We start from the raw sequence: 15,243 nt of genomic DNA on the forward strand, positions 1-15,243 counted from the left end.
AGACTGAAACCGGACCACTTCATTGGGGCAGGTCATGGGCGTCTCCGTATTGCGGCACTGTCAAAGCCCCCAGATCCGTCCACTCGTCGGCGGCGTAGGCAAACGGGTACTTGGTAGCCGAGGCACCGATGGCAAAGACCGGCCAGGCTGGCGCGTTCAGTTCCACGCTAGCGCGGCTCTCGATCACCAGATGATCTGTCGGACCATCAAAGACGGCGGTGGCGATGGCGTTGCCAGCCACATCATGCGCCCAGGTAACGGCTGCCGTCGGCGTAATGGACAGATCGTGCGAGAAAAGACGCAACTCACGCGTTTCGCGTGGACGCAGCATTAGCCTGTGCGGTCCGAGAGAGGCCGCCTGACGGTATTGGTAGGTCGTAGTGTGAAGGATGTCGAGGCAGGCCAAAAATTTGGGGGTCCAGTATGGTTCGAGCAAGACGGCACGCAAGTCGATGCGGATCAGCGGCGGCGCGATGACCCGGAGCTATCGGGCACGGCGTTTCGCCAGGCGTTCAATCCCTTGCAGCGCCGACAGATCAGCTCTCCGAACCCTTCGCTCCAGAAATGGGTTTCGCACCGCAGGCATTGGCGTTCCTGCGGAACGTCGCGCCGGGCCCGAACGGTCGTAATGCACGGCGTTGCGCCTTCCGCCATGGCCTTGCCAGACATCAAATCTGTCCCGCTAAGTGGCGGCTGCGCGATCGCGACGGTATTTCCGGCCTTGAAGGCATGCCTTCGTTTTCGGCGGCCCGGATTGACGCATCGTACCGCGTCCTTTGGGTGGTCGTCATCGACGCCGGCATATTCAGATCGGGATCAGGCGTCCCGCGGCCTGAATAGAGATGCCGCAGATGTGCTTCGGAGACGCCATCGGCCTCCATCACGAGGCGCACCATCGGATCCGCCAACATTTCCTCGAGGAAGAAATCGGACAACGCCTTACCCGTCAGCTTGGCCCTCGCACGTGCATGGTCCAGGTCGGCAAGGGAAACGGTCAGTGTCCGCGCAAGTCCAGGATGCGATGTTCGGGGGTGAAGCTTTACAAGGACGGAGGCCTTCCACGCCTCGGGGTCCGCTTGATCCGGGGGTGAAACCAACTCCGTCTCGATCTCGTACTCTCCCGCCGGGAGCGTCTCGGCAAAACCCGGAACGGTGAACGGTCGAGAGAAAACCGCAACGGTCTTGCTCGTCAGATCTTCCATTGGCGTGATCCTCTCACTCATTGTTTCGGGTGGCCCGCGCCCCTTGAAAAGGGGGCGCGCAGCCGGTGTGGGTCTCAAGATGTCTTTGATTTCGCTGGCGCTCCGTCGTCGGCGGCCTTGGACTCGTTCTCCTTGGCAGAAGCCTTGGCGGTCTTTGCAGGCGTCGGCCTCATTGCGGCCGCAGCCCTGGCGGTCAGGTCCTTGAAGGACATGTCATCGATCCCTTGATTGGCCGACGCCATCTCCTCGTCCATGACGGACCGGGATGCTTGGCATCGGTACTACCTATATGGGGATCGAAGACCCGATTTACGATGGCGCATCGACAAGGAGGCCGAGGCGAGTCAGGCCAATTCATCCGTCCACACCTTGAATTCCGTCAATGTGTTCTGACCGAATGTCTGGGTCAAAGGGACATCGGCGGCATCGCGGCCGCGCGCGATCAGAATTCTCGCAAACCTTGGCTTGTTGTTGCGCGGGTCGAAAATGTGCCATTCACCAGAAAGGAACACCTCCATCCACGCGGCGAAGTCCCCCGGAGGATGAGGGAGAGGTTCACCGATGTCGCTCAGATATCCGGTACAGTAGCGTGCCGGAATATTCATGCAGCGACACAAGGCGATGGCGAGATGGGCGAAGTCGCGGCAGACACCCTGCCGCTCGGTCATTGTCTGCGACGCGGTGCGCGTCGCCTTCGCCTGCATGTAGTCGAAGCGGACATGTCCGTGCACGAAATCGCAGATCGCCTGGACGCGGGACCAACCGGGTTGCGTGGTCTCGAAAAGCCGCCAGGCTTCCTCCGAAAGAAGATCGGTCTCGCAATACCGGCTCCCCTGTAGGAACACGAGCGTATCGGATGGCAGATCCTGAACCGCATGCTGTTGCGCGTCGGGAAAGACGGGATCGGGCCGGCCCGTGTCGCGGAAGATGCCATCCGTCGACAGGCAGAAGTCGCCGGCCGGAGCCACGAGGCGCGTACACCAGTTGCCGAAGCCGTCCCGATAGCTTTCGAGCGGCACGCTCGGCGACGTGACGAGGTAATCGGCGCGCTCCAGATCGCCAAAGCGCGAGTAGTGGACGTTCAGCAGCGCGATCAGCGGCGTCGGATGGGGGAAGCTGTATCGCAGACGACACCCTATGCTGACGCGCATGCCGGACACAATGCCGCACCTTGTCATGTCAAGATCACCGTCCAAGAATGCACACCCCGTCGGAAAGCTGGAAGCCTCGATTGCATCTCCATCGGTTGCCGGAACGGTCGAGAAAGGCGTTCTCCGGCAGATCGATAGCGACGCAGGCGCCGCTCAGCGGCTCGTACCCACGCTCACAGCTCCAGCCTGGTCCATAGGGCGCTTGGTCGAGAAACGCGTTTTCAGGCAAGACAATGACGTCGCATCCGTCATCGATCTTGACGAACCCTCTCTCGCAAGCCCAGGCGGCTCCGTAGTCTGCGTTGGTCAGATATGCGTTCTCTGGCACGGCAATCGGCATGCATGTCCCTTCAAGGGCCTCATAGCCACGATCGCAGGTCCATCCCGTCCCCGAGCTGTCTTCTGTCAGATAGGCGTGCTCGGGCAGGACGATTGGCACACATGCGTCGCGCTCTTGCCGGTAACCGCGTTCGCATTGCCACTTGTCGCCGTAAGACCGGAGGAAGGCGTTGGCGGGCACCGGTATGAGATTGCAGGACGTCCCGCTCACTTCCTGATACCCGCGGCCGCACTCCCACCCCTTCCCGGAGGAGCGCCCGGTTGGATTGGCATGCTCGGGGATATCGAGCGCCAGGCATTCGGCGCCGTCCACCCGGTAACCTAAATCGCAGACCCAACCGCCACCATAGCTGCGCGGCTGGGCGTTCTCGGGCATCGGGCCGATGCCATCCTGCGCAAGGACGGGGAAAGCGAAGGATGCGATCACAGCGGCCATGACTGCCGTCCTCGCGATCAGCCTCGCCAAGGGATGTCTCGTTGGTTCCTTGTGGTGTCCGATCGGCGCTCCCTCCTTAGCGGACCAGAGTCCGTCGGTTGCCCCGCTTGTCTTCGATAGCCCAAGCGTGAGCGTTCCGGACAAACGTCGGGTGCGCGCGGACGGTGGTGAGGGGACCGTGAAATTCGGTTTCGACGGCATGCCTTCGTTCTCGGCCACCTGGATCGAGAAGTCCTGCGGAACTGTCGGATGAGTGCTACCGGTCATCGGGCGACAACTTGTGCAAGGCCGCAGCGGCAAGGGCATGTTCCTTCTGGTGGTAGTCGCCGCGAAACCTGCCATCGACCCTCACCTCCCATATGCCATTTCTTTCATGTACCTGAACCCCGCCTCGCAGCGTTGACCGGTTCATGGAAGAACCTTGTCCTCCACTGCTCTTCGGCGGCACGGCTTGCTTGTCGGTCACGTCCGGCTCCTTCGCCTTGGGCGCGCGCACGTCTCCGAGGAGCATCACGGCGCGAATGAATTCTTCCGCGTAGTCGTCGGTTTCGCGGTGATCGTGTTCGTGCCGGGCCATCCGCATCGGTTGGACGAACCGTTCTCGCAGGTGGTCGATGAAACGTGGCTCGGCGCGGGCCATGTAGGCGATGAGCGCCTGCAGAACCCTTTCATGGGCCAGTACGCGCCGCTCGAGATCCGTTGCCTCTGTGGGGATCCCGGGAAGGCTTTCGACTGATGACATGGATGTTCCTCCTTCGCTCTGCGGGGGTGACCTGCGCGTCAGGTGTGGGAGCAACGACAGTCAGGCCGTCACCTCATCACCGTCCAGCCCCTAAGAAGCATTTACCAGTTGGGCCGACATCGCGTGCTGACGCAGGCTAGGACCGTGAAAATCCCACCTGCTCGTCTCGATCGAATGTGGAAAAACCGGCGTCGGTAGTCCGACTTCCATGAATAGTTTCGAGCCCTCAGTGAAAGCAACTCTTGGCCACGAGGGTGGTGGATGGCAAAAGACGCATGTCTTGAATGCGATCGAAGGTCATCGTGCACCCTGCTTGCCGATCGCCCAGATTATCACGAGCGCAGAGAGTGAAAGGAGAAGAATTGCGGCCGCCTCGATCAGAATGTTTTCCGGCGCCATTTCCTTGCCCTGCAGCACGACCAGACGACCGACCGCGGTGATGGCGATGAATATCGGATAGACAAAGACGGAGTTGCGCCGCGCATAGTAGACCGACACCATGCCAATCACCTCCAGATACAGAAACATCAGGAGGATATCGGCCAGCAGAATGGTTCCAAGCCGATAGATGGCCAGGATCTCGAAGACAACAGCGAGAAGTGTCATGGCCACAATAACCACAAGCAACAACCGCTCGATCATATGGAACAGACCGAGAGCAAATCGCCGTTCACCGCGCCCCGCCCCGGTGTCTCCATGTCGGTCATCGACCTTGTCCGTCTCCGCCACGGATGGACTGTCGAGGTGGCCCTTACCCATGATGACGAACTCCAGCCATGAACCTACTGGCCGGGTTCGTCATCTGTCCGGGCAACGATCGGCGCCACAGTTTCTGTCTGGGGTCGGTCTTTGTGTGTTGACGCTATACCACCATCGCCCGGGACCGCGGGAGGGTCGCCAACGGGGTCTGCCTCTACCTGCATTCCGCGAAGGAATCTGAACAGGTCGCTGTCCGTCGTCAGGACGAGCGTCGTGTCGTCGGAAATCATGTCGCCATAGGCCTGCATGGTGCGGGTGAAGTCGAAGAATTCGACCGAAACGGCATCGACATTGTAAGCGCCAGCATAGATGTCCGCCGCAGCTGCATCGGCGGCGCCGCGGATTTCCTCGACGGCGCGATAGGCTTCGGACTGGATCTTGTTGAGATCCCGCACCCTGTTGCCTTGAATACGGGCCGCTTCGCCGTTGCCTTCGGACAGGAAGCGTTCGGCGATCTGTCGGCGTTCCGAGATCATGCGGTCATAGATCTTGGGCCGCACGCTTTCATTGTAGTTTATGCGCTTGAAACGAATGTCGAGAAGCTCGATCCCGAAGACTCGCACCTTCTCGGCCGCCGCCTCGAAGATCTGCTGCTCGACCAGCGCCCGCCCCTTGGTGATGGGAACGAGCGCGCCGATATCCTGCGCAAGCTCCTGATCCGTCAGAAGATTGTCGCGCAGTGGCGTCCGCCCCTTGGTCGTCCGAATGATCTCGATGAGTTCATGCTTCGCGACGGCATTCCGCGTCTCGCTGCCGAGGATATCGTCGAGGCGCGACTGCGCGCTGCGCTCGTCGCGCAGGCGCAGGAAGTATTGCAGCGGGTCGGTGATCTGCCACCGCGCGAACAGATCGACGGAGATGTAGAGCTTGTCCTTGGTCGGCATGTCCGACGGCGAGCCATCCCACTCCAGGACCCGGCGATCGATCCGGTTGACCTCCTGAACGAAGGGCAATTTCACCTTGAGCCCCGCCTCGGTGATGGGCGGGCCCACGGGCTTGCCGAACTGGGTGATGATGGCCTGCTCCACTTCGCCGATCGTATAGACGGCGGAGGACGCCGTGACGACGCCGGCCAGGGCGATCCCCGCGGCAATGAACGAAATGGTCTTCACGGGGTCTCTCCTGTTCGTCGATTAAGGTTCAACAGCGGCAGGATGCTTGCCGTGGACCCGTCGACGATGATCTTGGAACCGATGCCCGGCAGAACATCCTGCAGGGTTTCGATGTAGATCCGGCGCCGCGTCACTTCGGGAGCCTGACGATATTCCGTCAGAAGCGCCGTGAAGCGGGCGGCGTCGCCCTCAGCCTCGTTGATCCGCCTCAGGCGGTACCCGTCGGCTTCGCGGATGCGCTGGTCCTTTTCGCCCTCGGCCAGAGGAATGACCCGGTTGTATTCGCGGCGGGCCTCGTTGATGATCCGCTCCTTTTCCTGCTGTGCCTGGTTGACCTCATTGAACGATGCCTGGACGGGCTGAGGCGGATTGATGTTCTTGAGCTGCACCTGGTCGATACTGATGCCCATGGCGTATTTGGTTGTAAGCGCCTGCATCTTCAGAAGCGCCTCGCTTTCGATCTCCTGGCGTCCGACGGTGATCACCTCGTCGACAGTGCGGTCCCCCACGACCTCGCGCATGACGGATTCCGACACGTAGCGCAGGGTCGCGCTCGGCTCGCGCACCTCGAAAAGGAACTTGCGCGGTTCGGGAATGCGATACTGCACCACCCACTCCACAAGCGCCGCGTTGAGGTCTCCGGTCACCATCTCGGTCTCGCGGCGGCCGTCGGTCGGGCTCTGATAGGGGTCCGTAGCGCCCGGCGTCGTGAAGCCGAACTCCTGTTTCAGCTGGCGCTTGACCGGCACCAGCGTTGTCGCGTCGACCCCGAACGGGATCTTGAAATGCAGCCCCGGCGGGATCTCGGCCGAGTACTTTCCGAACCGCTGGACGATCGCGACCGAGTCGCTGGGAACCGTGTACCAGGAGGACCAGGCCGCGACTGCCGCAAGCGCGATGGCGGCCCCGATCGCCAGACGCCTCACCGGCGGCGGGCCGTCCGGCAAGATACCGTGCAGCCGATCCCGGCCCTTTCGAAGAATTGCGTCAACCTCAGGGGGCGCGCGGGTCTGCCTGTTTTTCCATGGTCCACGGTCTCCAGATCCATTCTCATCAGACGGCATTGAAAGGTCCTCGCTTGGGTTTTTGCGTTTGGTGTGTGTGTCGCGCGCGTTTCACGGCGTGACGCGTTTTGCGCCATCACTCGGTCGGCTCTGACCGGCATGCCCTCAGAGGTCCAGTTCCTTCAGGCAGGCTTGCGCGATATCCCGGTCCGGGGCATCGGTTCCCGGCATGGTCGCCCAGCCGGCTGTCATGAGCGCGTCGCGCCGCTGGTAGGTCGAGGCAGCACGGATCGCTTCCATCTTGTCCGCCCGTGCCGGGTCGGAGCGCGCCATGTCGAGGCAGACCGGCACCATGGAAGCGACGACATCGTCTCGGGACATCGCCATCGCCCTGTCGTTCGAGGTGCCACCGGTCACCCAGCCGCCCCATGTAAATCCGACAACGCCGACGAAGACAGCGCCGATCACGGCACCGTAGATGCCGGGCTTGAGCCATTCGGGAGTGTTCATGTTCTATCCTCCTGCGGGGAAAGCGCCGCTTCGCTGTGAGTGTTTGTCTCGGTGGTGGCCGCGTCCCGTCGCAGCGCCTCCTCGAGGTCGCTGTGCGAGATCGCGTGCGACACGCTGCGTCCGGCATGGCTGCCGCTGCCGCGCACTGTCAGGTAGGTCGCCGTGCGTCTCCAGCCCTCGAAGCTGAGCCCCTGCAGGAGTTCTTCCTCGACGACGACCTCGTAGGTGCCAGCGGGCAGTTCGTCCGGGTAACCCGAGAGGGCGAACGGGGCGGAGAAGGTGACTGTCGATCGGGTCGAGCGCGTGGTCATGCGGGGCCTCCAGGATGTTGGCAGAGCCGTTGTCCATCGCCATTACCGGGACGCCGTTGCGGCGCCGGGACGGTCGAACGGTTGGCCTCTTGTAGGCGAGAGCCGCTCGACGGGTGCTGACGCAGGTTAGTCCGGGGCCAGCGCGCGCTCTGCGTCGGCGCGCGGGGGTAGCGAACGGCCGGGCTGACCTGTGTAAGGGCGCGTGGGCCGACGCGTGCGTAGAATGGCTGAAATGGCTGCACGAAGGTGTCTGCGTTCGTCATGCCGCAAACGGCGAGCCGGCCGCCCCCTTCCATCGAGGAGCACGATCACGATGTCCAAATCATTTGTTCTCAACCCCCACCCCCCCGAACTCGAGCCTTTCCTTTACGCGTTCGTCGGCGAGGACCCCCGCGGAAGCCCGGTTACGGTTCTCTCGGCACTTGCGCGATTGAACCTCGACCCCTGGGCGGAGGCGGCAAACCTCGCGACGCTTGGCCGGGAGGCGGCGGCGACCCGTTTCGGCGCGCTGCTGTCGCGCGTGCGCGACGTGCCGGCGCTCGGACAGGCGCATGGCCCGGTGGGGCGGGAACTGGCCCGTCTTCTTCCCGACCGCTCGGCGCGTCCCGGCAGGGCCGGTCCCGCATCGGCACAAGGGGCTCCGCTCGCGCCGGGTCTGGTCTGGGCGATCGTTGCCGTGCTTCTTCTCGCGGCGCAGATGATCTTCGGCGGCGGGTCGGGGACAGGCGAATGAAGCCCGCAATACCGGCCCCGCCCGCCGGAGGGTCTGCGCCGGAGGATTCCGCTACCCTCTGGGATCTCGAGGAACGGTTCTGGACCGGCGGTGCGGACAGCGCGCGCCGGATGACAGCGCGGGGCGCGGTCTTCGTCTTTCCCTATCCTGCCGGCATCCTTCAGGGCGATGCGATCTGGCGCGAGAAGGACGTCGCCCAGCGGTGGCGCTCCGTCGAGATGAGCGAGCGCTACCTCACGCGCGAGGGCGAGATCGCCGCTCTCGCCTACCGCGTCTCCGCCGAGCGGGCGGGCGAGCCCATCCGCAAGGCGGTCTGCACCTCGACCTATCTGAGGGACGACGGCAAGTGGCTGCGCCTGACCCACCAGCAGACGCCGGCACGATAGGCCAGGCAGCGCCCGCAGTGAGATCGGGATGGTGAGGGATCCGCGCGATGCTGCCGCGGGGCGCCTCGCCCCGGCTCGGATCGATGCTGCTAGCCAGCCTATGGCTTCGCCAGGGAATCGCCTGTATCGCTTCGGCGGGCCCGGCCGATCAGCGCGGCAGTGCCGTCAAGACGTCCACCGACATGGCGTCCTGCACCATTCGGGGCGCCGGAAGATGGTTGCCAGTTTTCGGGCATACTGTTGCCCCCGGCAATCTTGAGCCGGCCTCATCCAGTCGGATGACCGCCGGGAGGATGTCCACGGATGCATCGTTTGCGGCTAGGACGATCCGGTGCCGGGCCCTCGCCGAGAATGGCGGCGTCATCGCCACTGACAGGGCCAGCAGCGACGGCAGGGACGGCCTCAGCCACTGAAGCCGATTTCGCCGACACCGCCAAGAACCCCGAAGCCGCGCAGCAGCCAGAGGACGACCAGGATCACCACCGCCACGTTCAGGATCTGCTTTATCCTGCGGTCCATCGGGACATAGGTGTTGATAGCCCACAGCCCGACGCCGACGACGACAAGTGTGATGACCAGATTGACAAGAGACATTGAGTAGGACTCCCTGTGAGTGGATCATGCCGGGCCGCCAGCGGCCCGGCGCCGTGGGTCGGCGGCCCGGACCTCTTCCCGGGCGCCGCAACTCGGGTCAGACGCCGGCAAAGCCGCGCAGCAGCAGTCCGCCGCCGGCCACGACGCCGATCACGCCGCCGATCAGATACCACATCGTATTGCCGGTGAAGCGACCGGTCAGAGCCTCCGACATCTGCTCGACCGGCGCGTTCGATGCCCTCCATGCGAAGAAGAGCAGAGCGACGCCGACCACGAGGGCAACGGCGCCGATGATGCTTGGCAGTGTCATGCTGAGATCCCTTGATGCTTTTCTGCCCATTGCCTGGTCACACGACCGCTGTCGCGCGGCGGATAACCCTGACACGATTAAATACTGCAGATTCGCGTGCGGCTGCACTTACGTAGATCAGCCACGTGGGTCGCGAGTGTCGAAGCTAACCTGCGTCAGTGCGGCGGCGTGGAAGCGTCGATTACAAGAACGCAGCCCGCCAAATGTTGGCGGGCCTGTGTTCGAGTGGTTTCGTTACGCACAAGGCGGGCAGGTCTTCGATGAGATCTGTCCGCTTGTACGCGACCTGCACTCGGACGGTCCATGAAAGGACAACGCTCATGACCCCCGAACAGACCGCGACCGCCGACAAGATGAAATCCGTCAAGGCCGCCTGGGACAAGGCGCCCTCCGGCCCCAAGAAGGACGCGGCGCTCAAGCACTACCAAGCCGCCGAGAAGGCCCACACGGCGAAGGACGACGCCGAGACGAACAAGGAACTCGACGCGGCGAGCCACGCGCTCGGGTGACCCCGGTCGTCTGACACGATCGCCGGGCCGCCCGCCGCATTGCGGAGGGCGGCCCTTCTCATTTGAGCAGGGGGCCCGTCTGGTCCAGATACGCGGAATCGAAATCGGCGAGGTTCACCAGTCCGCCAATGTCGTGGACGGTCACATGGCCGTCGCGAAAGGTCACGAGGCCGCGCTCACGAAGCTGCCGCAACACGCGGTTCACATGGACCGCGCTCAGCCCCAGCGCATCGGCCAGATGATATTGCGTCAACGGGCAGACGAAGCCGGTCCTGTCGCCGAGACCCACGAGAGCCAGCCGCGACCCCAGTTCCAGCAGGAAATGCGCCATGCGGGCGTCCGCGTCGCGCCGCCCGATGCTGACGAGATGCTCGACCACCATCGCCTCGTCCCGTGACGCCGCCCAGAGGATGGCCGTCGCCAGGCGCGGCGTCTCGGCGAGCGCTTCGAGAAGGTCGCTCGCCAGCACTTCGGCAGCCTCGATGTCCCCGACGGGCTCGAAGCTGTGGTCTGAGGTGCGCAGGAGAACGCTGCGCAACCCGAGAAAATCTCCGGGGATCTGAAAATCGACTATCTGGCGCGTCCCGTCGGCCTGGACCTTGTAAGAGCAGACCCACCCCGCCGAGAGGATGAAGGCCGCCTGCCCGGACTGCCCCTGATGCACCATGTCCCGCCCGGCGGCGAAGGTCCGGCGGCGCTGGTGCAGCCTCTCCAGCACGGCAAGCTCGACCTCCGACAGGGCGACGAAGGCCGAGAGCTTGCGGGTGAGCGGGCTTTTCGCTGCGATGGTCATGCGCCCCCTCGCGCTGCTGGCAATCCCGGTGGGGAAACTACCGGATTTTTCTCGCACGGCGGCTGCTTCAGATCAGTCCACGATACCAGATTTCCTGCGACAAAGGGTAGATCATCCCGGCGCGCCACGGCCGTGCACGCCAGTTTGGAGCGAGGAATACCCACGATGCCCGACCAGACAGATCATGCCGGCATGGCGGCCCTCTCGATCTGCGAGGCGCTGCTGCTTGCCATGAACGATCACAAGCTGCTGCCCGAGAGCGAGATCATGGGGGTTCTCCGCGATGCCGCGGCGACCCACGAGAGTGCCACAGGCACGGAGGCCGAAACCGAAGCGCACCGGACCGTGGCGACGATCATCAACCGAATCATCGCTGGCGGCAACTCCGTTCGCAGACCGCCGGAATGACAGGCTCGACCAGAGAGGAGACGACGCACAACCATGACATTCGCGACCAGACCAGCTGACACCCCGGCCGCCGGTCGGCCCGACAATCAGGACATGCCGGCTGACGCGGGAAACCATGTCGCCACGCCGCAATCCGGTGCACAGGCCGGGCAGCCCGCTGCGGACAACGACGAGTCCGGGCAGGCACAGACACGCCGGGGCGAGACGCCCGCGTCCTGCGCCGACCCGGCCGCCGGCGGGCAAGGCCCGCAGAGCGACACCGCGTTGCGGCCCTCTGACTGGACCCGGACACTGGCAGCCTACCGCCAGCCCAACCCCTCCCGTAGCGTCTTCGAGCTGACCGTCACGCTGGTGCCCTTCGTCGCGATCTGGGGGGTGGCGTGGTGGCTGGTCTCGATCAGTGCGTTGTTGGCCATGGCCCTTGCGCTGGCGAACGCAGCCTTCCTCGTCCGCCTGTTTATCATTCAGCACGATTGCGGGCACGGCTCGCTGTTCCGCGATCGGCGCTTGTGCGACTGGATCGGCCGCGGGCTCGGCGTGCTTACGCTGACGCCCTACGACGTCTGGCGCAAGACGCACGCGATCCACCATTCCACGACTGGCAACCTCGATCGACGCGGTGTCGGAGACGTCCCGACCCTGACGGTCAGGGAGTATCGCGAGAAAGGATGGCTCGGCCGCGCCCTCTACCGTCTTCTCCGCAATCCCGTGATCCTGTTCGGCGCGGTTCCGTTCTACCTGTTCTTCCTTCAGCACCGATTGCCGGTCTACCTGATGCGCTCCGGCTGGCGCTACTGGCTAAGCGCGATGGCGACGAATGCCGCCATCGGCCTTGTCCTTGCGGTGATCGTCTGGCTGGGCAGTTGGGATGTCTTGCTGTTCGTGTTCCTGCCGACGATGCTTCTGGGCGCGATCGCAGGAACCTGGTTCTTCTACGTCCAGCACCAGTTCGAAGAAACCAGCTGGGAGCACGAGGAGGAGTGGAACATCCAGGAGGCGGCCCTGCACGGCAGTTCGCATTACGCCCTGCCCGGCATCCTGCGCTGGATCACCGGCAATATCGGCGTCCACCACGTGCACCACCTTGCCAGCCGGATCCCGTTCTACCGTCTTGGCGAGGTGGTCAGGGACCACGACCTGCTGGCGCGCTCCAAGCGCATCACGCTCATGCAAAGCTTTCGCTGTGCGCGGCTGCACCTGTGGGACGAGCAGCGCGGCAGGCTCCTGTCCTTCGCCGAGGCCCGGGCGGTTTCCGCCTGAGCCGTATGCGGTTTTGCCGATCCGCGCCGGGATCGACATTGTGGCCGGCAACGATGTGGTGCTGATTTGGTGCTGCGATAGGCTGATGCAGGTAAGTGCCCGCTTTGCGCAATCGGCGTAGTGCCGGTGGCAGAGCCCGCGGCGGTCGCCGCGCGCGTCTCGGCACAAGGAGAAAGCGACATGGCGACGCCCAGGCTCAGCTCGCTCACGCGCTTTGCGACGGCCCTGTCCGCGTCGTTCGCGCTGCAGGCCTGCAGCGCCGTGGACGGGCTTGAGGAAGACGTGTCCGCCGGTGCGGATGCCGTGTCCGGCTCGACCACCGAGAGCAAGGGATATTGTGGATGAACATTGACCAATTCAAAGCACCGGACAACCGGATGAATGGCGCAACGATGCGTATTTTCGGCAACCTGGATGACGGGCAAGTGGACCAGGCAGGACCCGGCCTTTCCACGCGCAAGATCAACCACGACCTGCGCAATATCCTGACATGTGCGCAGCTGCTGTCGGATCGGCTGGCGCAGGTCGATGACCCGACAGTGCGGCGGCTGGCACCGAAGCTGACCGCGTCGCTGGAGCGGGCCATCGCGCTCTGCACGACATCGCGCAAAGATGACACGGCGGCGAAGGGACGCCCGCACCGGCAGCGGCTCGCTCTTGCGCCGCTGGTGAACGAGGTCGCGAACACGCTCGGTCTCGACCGCGCGGAGATAAGCTGGATCAACAACGTCGCGACCGCCGTCGAGATCGACGCCAATCCGGACGATCTGTTCCGCACGCTCCTGAATCTGTGCGGAAACGCCATTCTGGCACTGGAGGGGCCGGGCTTTCGATACAAGGAGATCCGTGTCGATGCCCGGCGCAGTGGGTCCGGCTGCACCATCGACGTGCGCGACACCGGCCTTGGCGTGCCGGAGGATGCGCTGAAGCATCTGTTCCTGTCGTCCCAGGGGTCCACCCGTCCGGACGGCTCCGGCTCCGGCCTCGGACTTGCGATCGCGGCCGATCTGGTCCGCGCCCATGGCGGGGACATCTGTCTCGTCCACGGCCTCGCCGAAGGCGCGTGCTTCCGCGTCACGATCCCCGACAGCCTCGCAGAGCCCGAGGCGGATGCGATGAGCGAAACGCGCACCGCTGTAGGGGCGAGATGACGGAGCGCGCGTGACGAGCACGGGTCCGAGGCCCGGTCCTGCGCGGCCCACCAGAGCCCGCCGGATCGAGAGCCAGTTCCCGCGTTTCCAGGTCAGCGGATGACCGACATCACCGGAATGGGCGTCCGGCGCGGCCGCGCCCGGCTGCACCACGTGGCGCATGTCAATGCGCCCGTCGCCGATCTGCCGGTGCGCCGCGTGGTCGAGGGCCAGCACATCATCGCCGACATGGCGCTGCCCTACGGGCGCGTCGTCCACGACTATCTGGCCTGAGCGTCGCGCGGTCAGCGCATCCACGACCCACGAAAGAGCCAACCACATGGCGCAGAAAACGAAACTCGTGAACCTCGCGCTTCAAGGCGGCGGCGCGCATGGCGCCTTCACCTGGGGGGCACTCGACCGCATCCTGGAGGACGGCCGGCTGCAGATCGCCGGGATCTCGGGCACGTCTGCGGGGGCGATGAACGCGGTGGCGCTGGCCGACGGTTTCACCCGTGAGGGCCCCGAGGGCGCACGCGCGGCGCTCGATCGCTTCTGGCGCGCAATGAGCGACGGCGCGAAGCACAGCCCCCTGAAACGCACACCCTATGACGTGCTGACGGGCAATTGGGGTCTGCAGAACAACCCCATATACCACGCCATGGACGCGCTGTCGCGGATCGCCTCGCCCTATCAACTCAATCCGATGAACAGCAATCCGCTGCGCGACCTGGTCGAGAAGAGCATTGATTTCGAAACCGTGCGCAAATGCACCGCGTTCAAGCTCTACATCTCGGCCACCAATGTGGAAACCGGCAAGGTCAAGGTCTTCCCGCGCGAGGGGCTCACCGCCGACATGGTGATGGCCTCGGCCTGTCTGCCGCATCTCTACCAGGCGGTCGAGATCGACGGCATCCCCTACTGGGACGGCGGATACATGGGCAACCCGTCGCTGTTTCCGTTCCATGGCGAGACCGGCACCGACGACATCGTCGTGATCCAGGTCAACCCGATCGAGCGCAAGGGCGCGCCCAAGACCCCGATGGACATCCAGAACCGCATGAACGAGATCAGCTTCAACGGCAGTTTGCTCAAGGAGTTGCGCGCGATAGACTTCGTCGACCGGCTGATCCGCCAGGGCAAGCTCTCGGCCGACGATTACCGTCAGGTGCGCGTGCATGTCGTCGAGAACCAGGCGGAGCTCAAGCCGCTCGGCGCCTCCTCGAAAATGAACGTGGAATGGGACTTCCTGAGCATGCTGCGCGACATGGGCCGCGACACCGCCACGCACTGGCTTGACGCGAGTTTCACCGATATCGGTGAACGCTCGACAGTAGATCTGCGCGCGATGTTCGAGGGGATCGGGGCCCGGCACCAGGGATAGAAAAGACAAGAGAAGGTCGTAGTCGTTGAAGCTGTGCTCGGCCTTGTCGCAATCGACACCGACATCGGCCAGCACCCGTTTCGCGCATTGCGCTAAGCCGAAGGCTCCGCGCGTGGCCTCATACACCATCCAGCGGGGCACTACCGACCTGGATCTCGGCAACCTGGCGG

Annotated in this window: 23 protein-coding genes; 9 read left to right on the forward strand and 14 right to left on the reverse strand. The window is 64.1% G+C overall.

Annotated elements, in window-relative coordinates; genetic code table 11:
* Positions 1-19: 19 nt before the first annotated feature.
* From AB6A65_RS16010 to AB6A65_RS16060, 11 genes are all read right to left on the reverse strand, one after another.
* The gene (locus AB6A65_RS16010; RefSeq protein WP_371039406.1) at positions 20-448 is read right to left on the reverse strand and encodes a transglutaminase N-terminal domain-containing protein; all 429 of its coding nucleotides are present in this window, start codon (positions 446-448) and stop codon (positions 20-22) included.
* 220 nt (positions 449-668) lie between these two features.
* Positions 669-1,202, reverse strand: a complete 534-nt coding sequence (locus tag AB6A65_RS16015) for a hypothetical protein (protein ID WP_371039407.1) — start codon at positions 1,200-1,202, stop codon at positions 669-671.
* A 74-nt stretch (positions 1,203-1,276) separates the two neighbouring features.
* Complete coding sequence (locus AB6A65_RS16020; RefSeq protein WP_371039408.1) at positions 1,277-1,456, reverse strand: hypothetical protein; 180 nt, start codon at positions 1,454-1,456, stop codon at positions 1,277-1,279.
* Between the two features lie 90 nt (positions 1,457-1,546).
* On the reverse strand, positions 1,547-2,353 hold the full coding sequence (locus AB6A65_RS16025) for a transglutaminase family protein (protein WP_371039429.1): 807 nt from the start codon (positions 2,351-2,353) through the stop codon (positions 1,547-1,549).
* A 34-nt stretch (positions 2,354-2,387) separates the two neighbouring features.
* A complete protein-coding gene (locus AB6A65_RS16030) occupies positions 2,388-3,128 on the reverse strand; it encodes a hypothetical protein (RefSeq protein ID WP_371039409.1) in 741 nt (246 codons plus the stop codon).
* Positions 3,129-3,384: 256 nt separating this feature from the next.
* Positions 3,385-3,870 (reverse strand): hypothetical protein, encoded by a 486-nt coding sequence (locus tag AB6A65_RS16035; protein ID WP_371039410.1) that lies wholly within the window; start codon positions 3,868-3,870, stop codon positions 3,385-3,387.
* Between the two features lie 297 nt (positions 3,871-4,167).
* Positions 4,168-4,629 carry a phosphate-starvation-inducible PsiE family protein gene (locus tag AB6A65_RS16040; protein WP_371039411.1) on the reverse strand — a complete coding sequence of 154 codons (462 nt, stop codon included), beginning with the start codon at positions 4,627-4,629 and terminating at the stop codon, positions 4,168-4,170.
* Positions 4,630-4,652: 23 nt separating this feature from the next.
* Positions 4,653-5,741 carry a protease modulator HflC gene (hflC, locus tag AB6A65_RS16045; protein WP_371039412.1) on the reverse strand — a complete coding sequence of 363 codons (1,089 nt, stop codon included), beginning with the start codon at positions 5,739-5,741 and terminating at the stop codon, positions 4,653-4,655.
* Entirely contained in the window at positions 5,738-6,805 is a 1,068-nt protein-coding gene (hflK, locus tag AB6A65_RS16050; RefSeq protein ID WP_371039413.1) for an FtsH protease activity modulator HflK, read from the reverse strand. Before hflK ends, hflC begins: the two co-directional genes overlap by 4 nt.
* A gap of 105 nt (positions 6,806-6,910) precedes the next feature.
* The gene (locus AB6A65_RS16055; RefSeq protein WP_371039414.1) at positions 6,911-7,255 is read right to left on the reverse strand and encodes a hypothetical protein; all 345 of its coding nucleotides are present in this window, start codon (positions 7,253-7,255) and stop codon (positions 6,911-6,913) included.
* Positions 7,252-7,566 (reverse strand): hypothetical protein, encoded by a 315-nt coding sequence (locus AB6A65_RS16060; RefSeq protein WP_371039415.1) that lies wholly within the window; start codon positions 7,564-7,566, stop codon positions 7,252-7,254. Before AB6A65_RS16060 ends, AB6A65_RS16055 begins: the two co-directional genes overlap by 4 nt.
* Before the next feature lie 313 nt (positions 7,567-7,879).
* Between AB6A65_RS16060 and AB6A65_RS16065 the strand changes: the two genes are divergently transcribed.
* Both AB6A65_RS16065 and AB6A65_RS16070 read left to right on the forward strand, forming a co-directional pair.
* Positions 7,880-8,299, forward strand: a complete 420-nt coding sequence (locus tag AB6A65_RS16065) for a hypothetical protein (RefSeq protein WP_371039416.1) — start codon at positions 7,880-7,882, stop codon at positions 8,297-8,299.
* On the forward strand, positions 8,296-8,685 hold the full coding sequence (locus tag AB6A65_RS16070; protein ID WP_371039417.1) for a hypothetical protein: 390 nt from the start codon (positions 8,296-8,298) through the stop codon (positions 8,683-8,685). The genes AB6A65_RS16065 and AB6A65_RS16070 overlap by 4 nt, the downstream gene beginning before the upstream one ends.
* 402 nt (positions 8,686-9,087) lie before the next feature.
* Here the strand turns inward: AB6A65_RS16070 and AB6A65_RS16075 are convergent, their stop codons facing one another.
* Positions 9,088-9,279 (reverse strand): Thivi_2564 family membrane protein, encoded by a 192-nt coding sequence (locus AB6A65_RS16075; RefSeq protein WP_371039418.1) that lies wholly within the window; start codon positions 9,277-9,279, stop codon positions 9,088-9,090.
* 97 nt (positions 9,280-9,376) lie between these two features.
* Entirely contained in the window at positions 9,377-9,589 is a 213-nt protein-coding gene (locus AB6A65_RS16080) for a DUF3185 family protein (RefSeq protein WP_371039419.1), read from the reverse strand.
* Positions 9,590-9,909: 320 nt separating this feature from the next.
* Here AB6A65_RS16080 and AB6A65_RS16085 point away from each other — a divergent pair, with 320 nt between their 5' ends.
* Complete coding sequence (locus AB6A65_RS16085; RefSeq protein WP_371039420.1) at positions 9,910-10,098, forward strand: hypothetical protein; 189 nt, start codon at positions 9,910-9,912, stop codon at positions 10,096-10,098.
* Between the two features lie 58 nt (positions 10,099-10,156).
* On the opposite strand, the gene AB6A65_RS16090 is transcribed toward AB6A65_RS16085, so the two are convergent.
* On the reverse strand, positions 10,157-10,891 hold the full coding sequence (locus AB6A65_RS16090) for a Crp/Fnr family transcriptional regulator (protein WP_371039422.1): 735 nt from the start codon (positions 10,889-10,891) through the stop codon (positions 10,157-10,159).
* Between the two features lie 165 nt (positions 10,892-11,056).
* Between AB6A65_RS16090 and AB6A65_RS16095 the strand changes: the two genes are divergently transcribed.
* From AB6A65_RS16095 to AB6A65_RS16120, 6 genes are all read left to right on the forward strand, one after another.
* The gene (locus AB6A65_RS16095) at positions 11,057-11,299 is read left to right on the forward strand and encodes a hypothetical protein (RefSeq protein ID WP_371039423.1); all 243 of its coding nucleotides are present in this window, start codon (positions 11,057-11,059) and stop codon (positions 11,297-11,299) included.
* A gap of 33 nt (positions 11,300-11,332) precedes the next feature.
* Entirely contained in the window at positions 11,333-12,559 is a 1,227-nt protein-coding gene (locus AB6A65_RS16100) for a fatty acid desaturase (protein WP_371039424.1), read from the forward strand.
* Positions 12,560-12,739: 180 nt separating this feature from the next.
* Complete coding sequence (locus AB6A65_RS16105) at positions 12,740-12,904, forward strand: hypothetical protein (RefSeq protein WP_371039425.1); 165 nt, start codon at positions 12,740-12,742, stop codon at positions 12,902-12,904.
* Positions 12,901-13,710 carry a sensor histidine kinase gene (locus AB6A65_RS16110; protein WP_371039426.1) on the forward strand — a complete coding sequence of 270 codons (810 nt, stop codon included), beginning with the start codon at positions 12,901-12,903 and terminating at the stop codon, positions 13,708-13,710. Before AB6A65_RS16105 ends, AB6A65_RS16110 begins: the two co-directional genes overlap by 4 nt.
* Positions 13,711-13,809: 99 nt before the next feature.
* The gene (locus AB6A65_RS16115) at positions 13,810-13,983 is read left to right on the forward strand and encodes an acetoacetate decarboxylase family protein (protein WP_371039427.1); all 174 of its coding nucleotides are present in this window, start codon (positions 13,810-13,812) and stop codon (positions 13,981-13,983) included.
* A gap of 46 nt (positions 13,984-14,029) precedes the next feature.
* Positions 14,030-15,073: a patatin-like phospholipase family protein gene (locus AB6A65_RS16120; RefSeq protein WP_371039428.1), complete on the forward strand. Its 1,044-nt coding sequence runs from the start codon at positions 14,030-14,032 to the stop codon at positions 15,071-15,073.
* Positions 15,074-15,243 lie beyond the last annotated feature (170 nt).

Source organism: Rhodosalinus sp. FB01, from assembly GCF_041365715.1.
Lineage (GTDB): Bacteria > Pseudomonadota > Alphaproteobacteria > Rhodobacterales > Rhodobacteraceae > Rhodosalinus.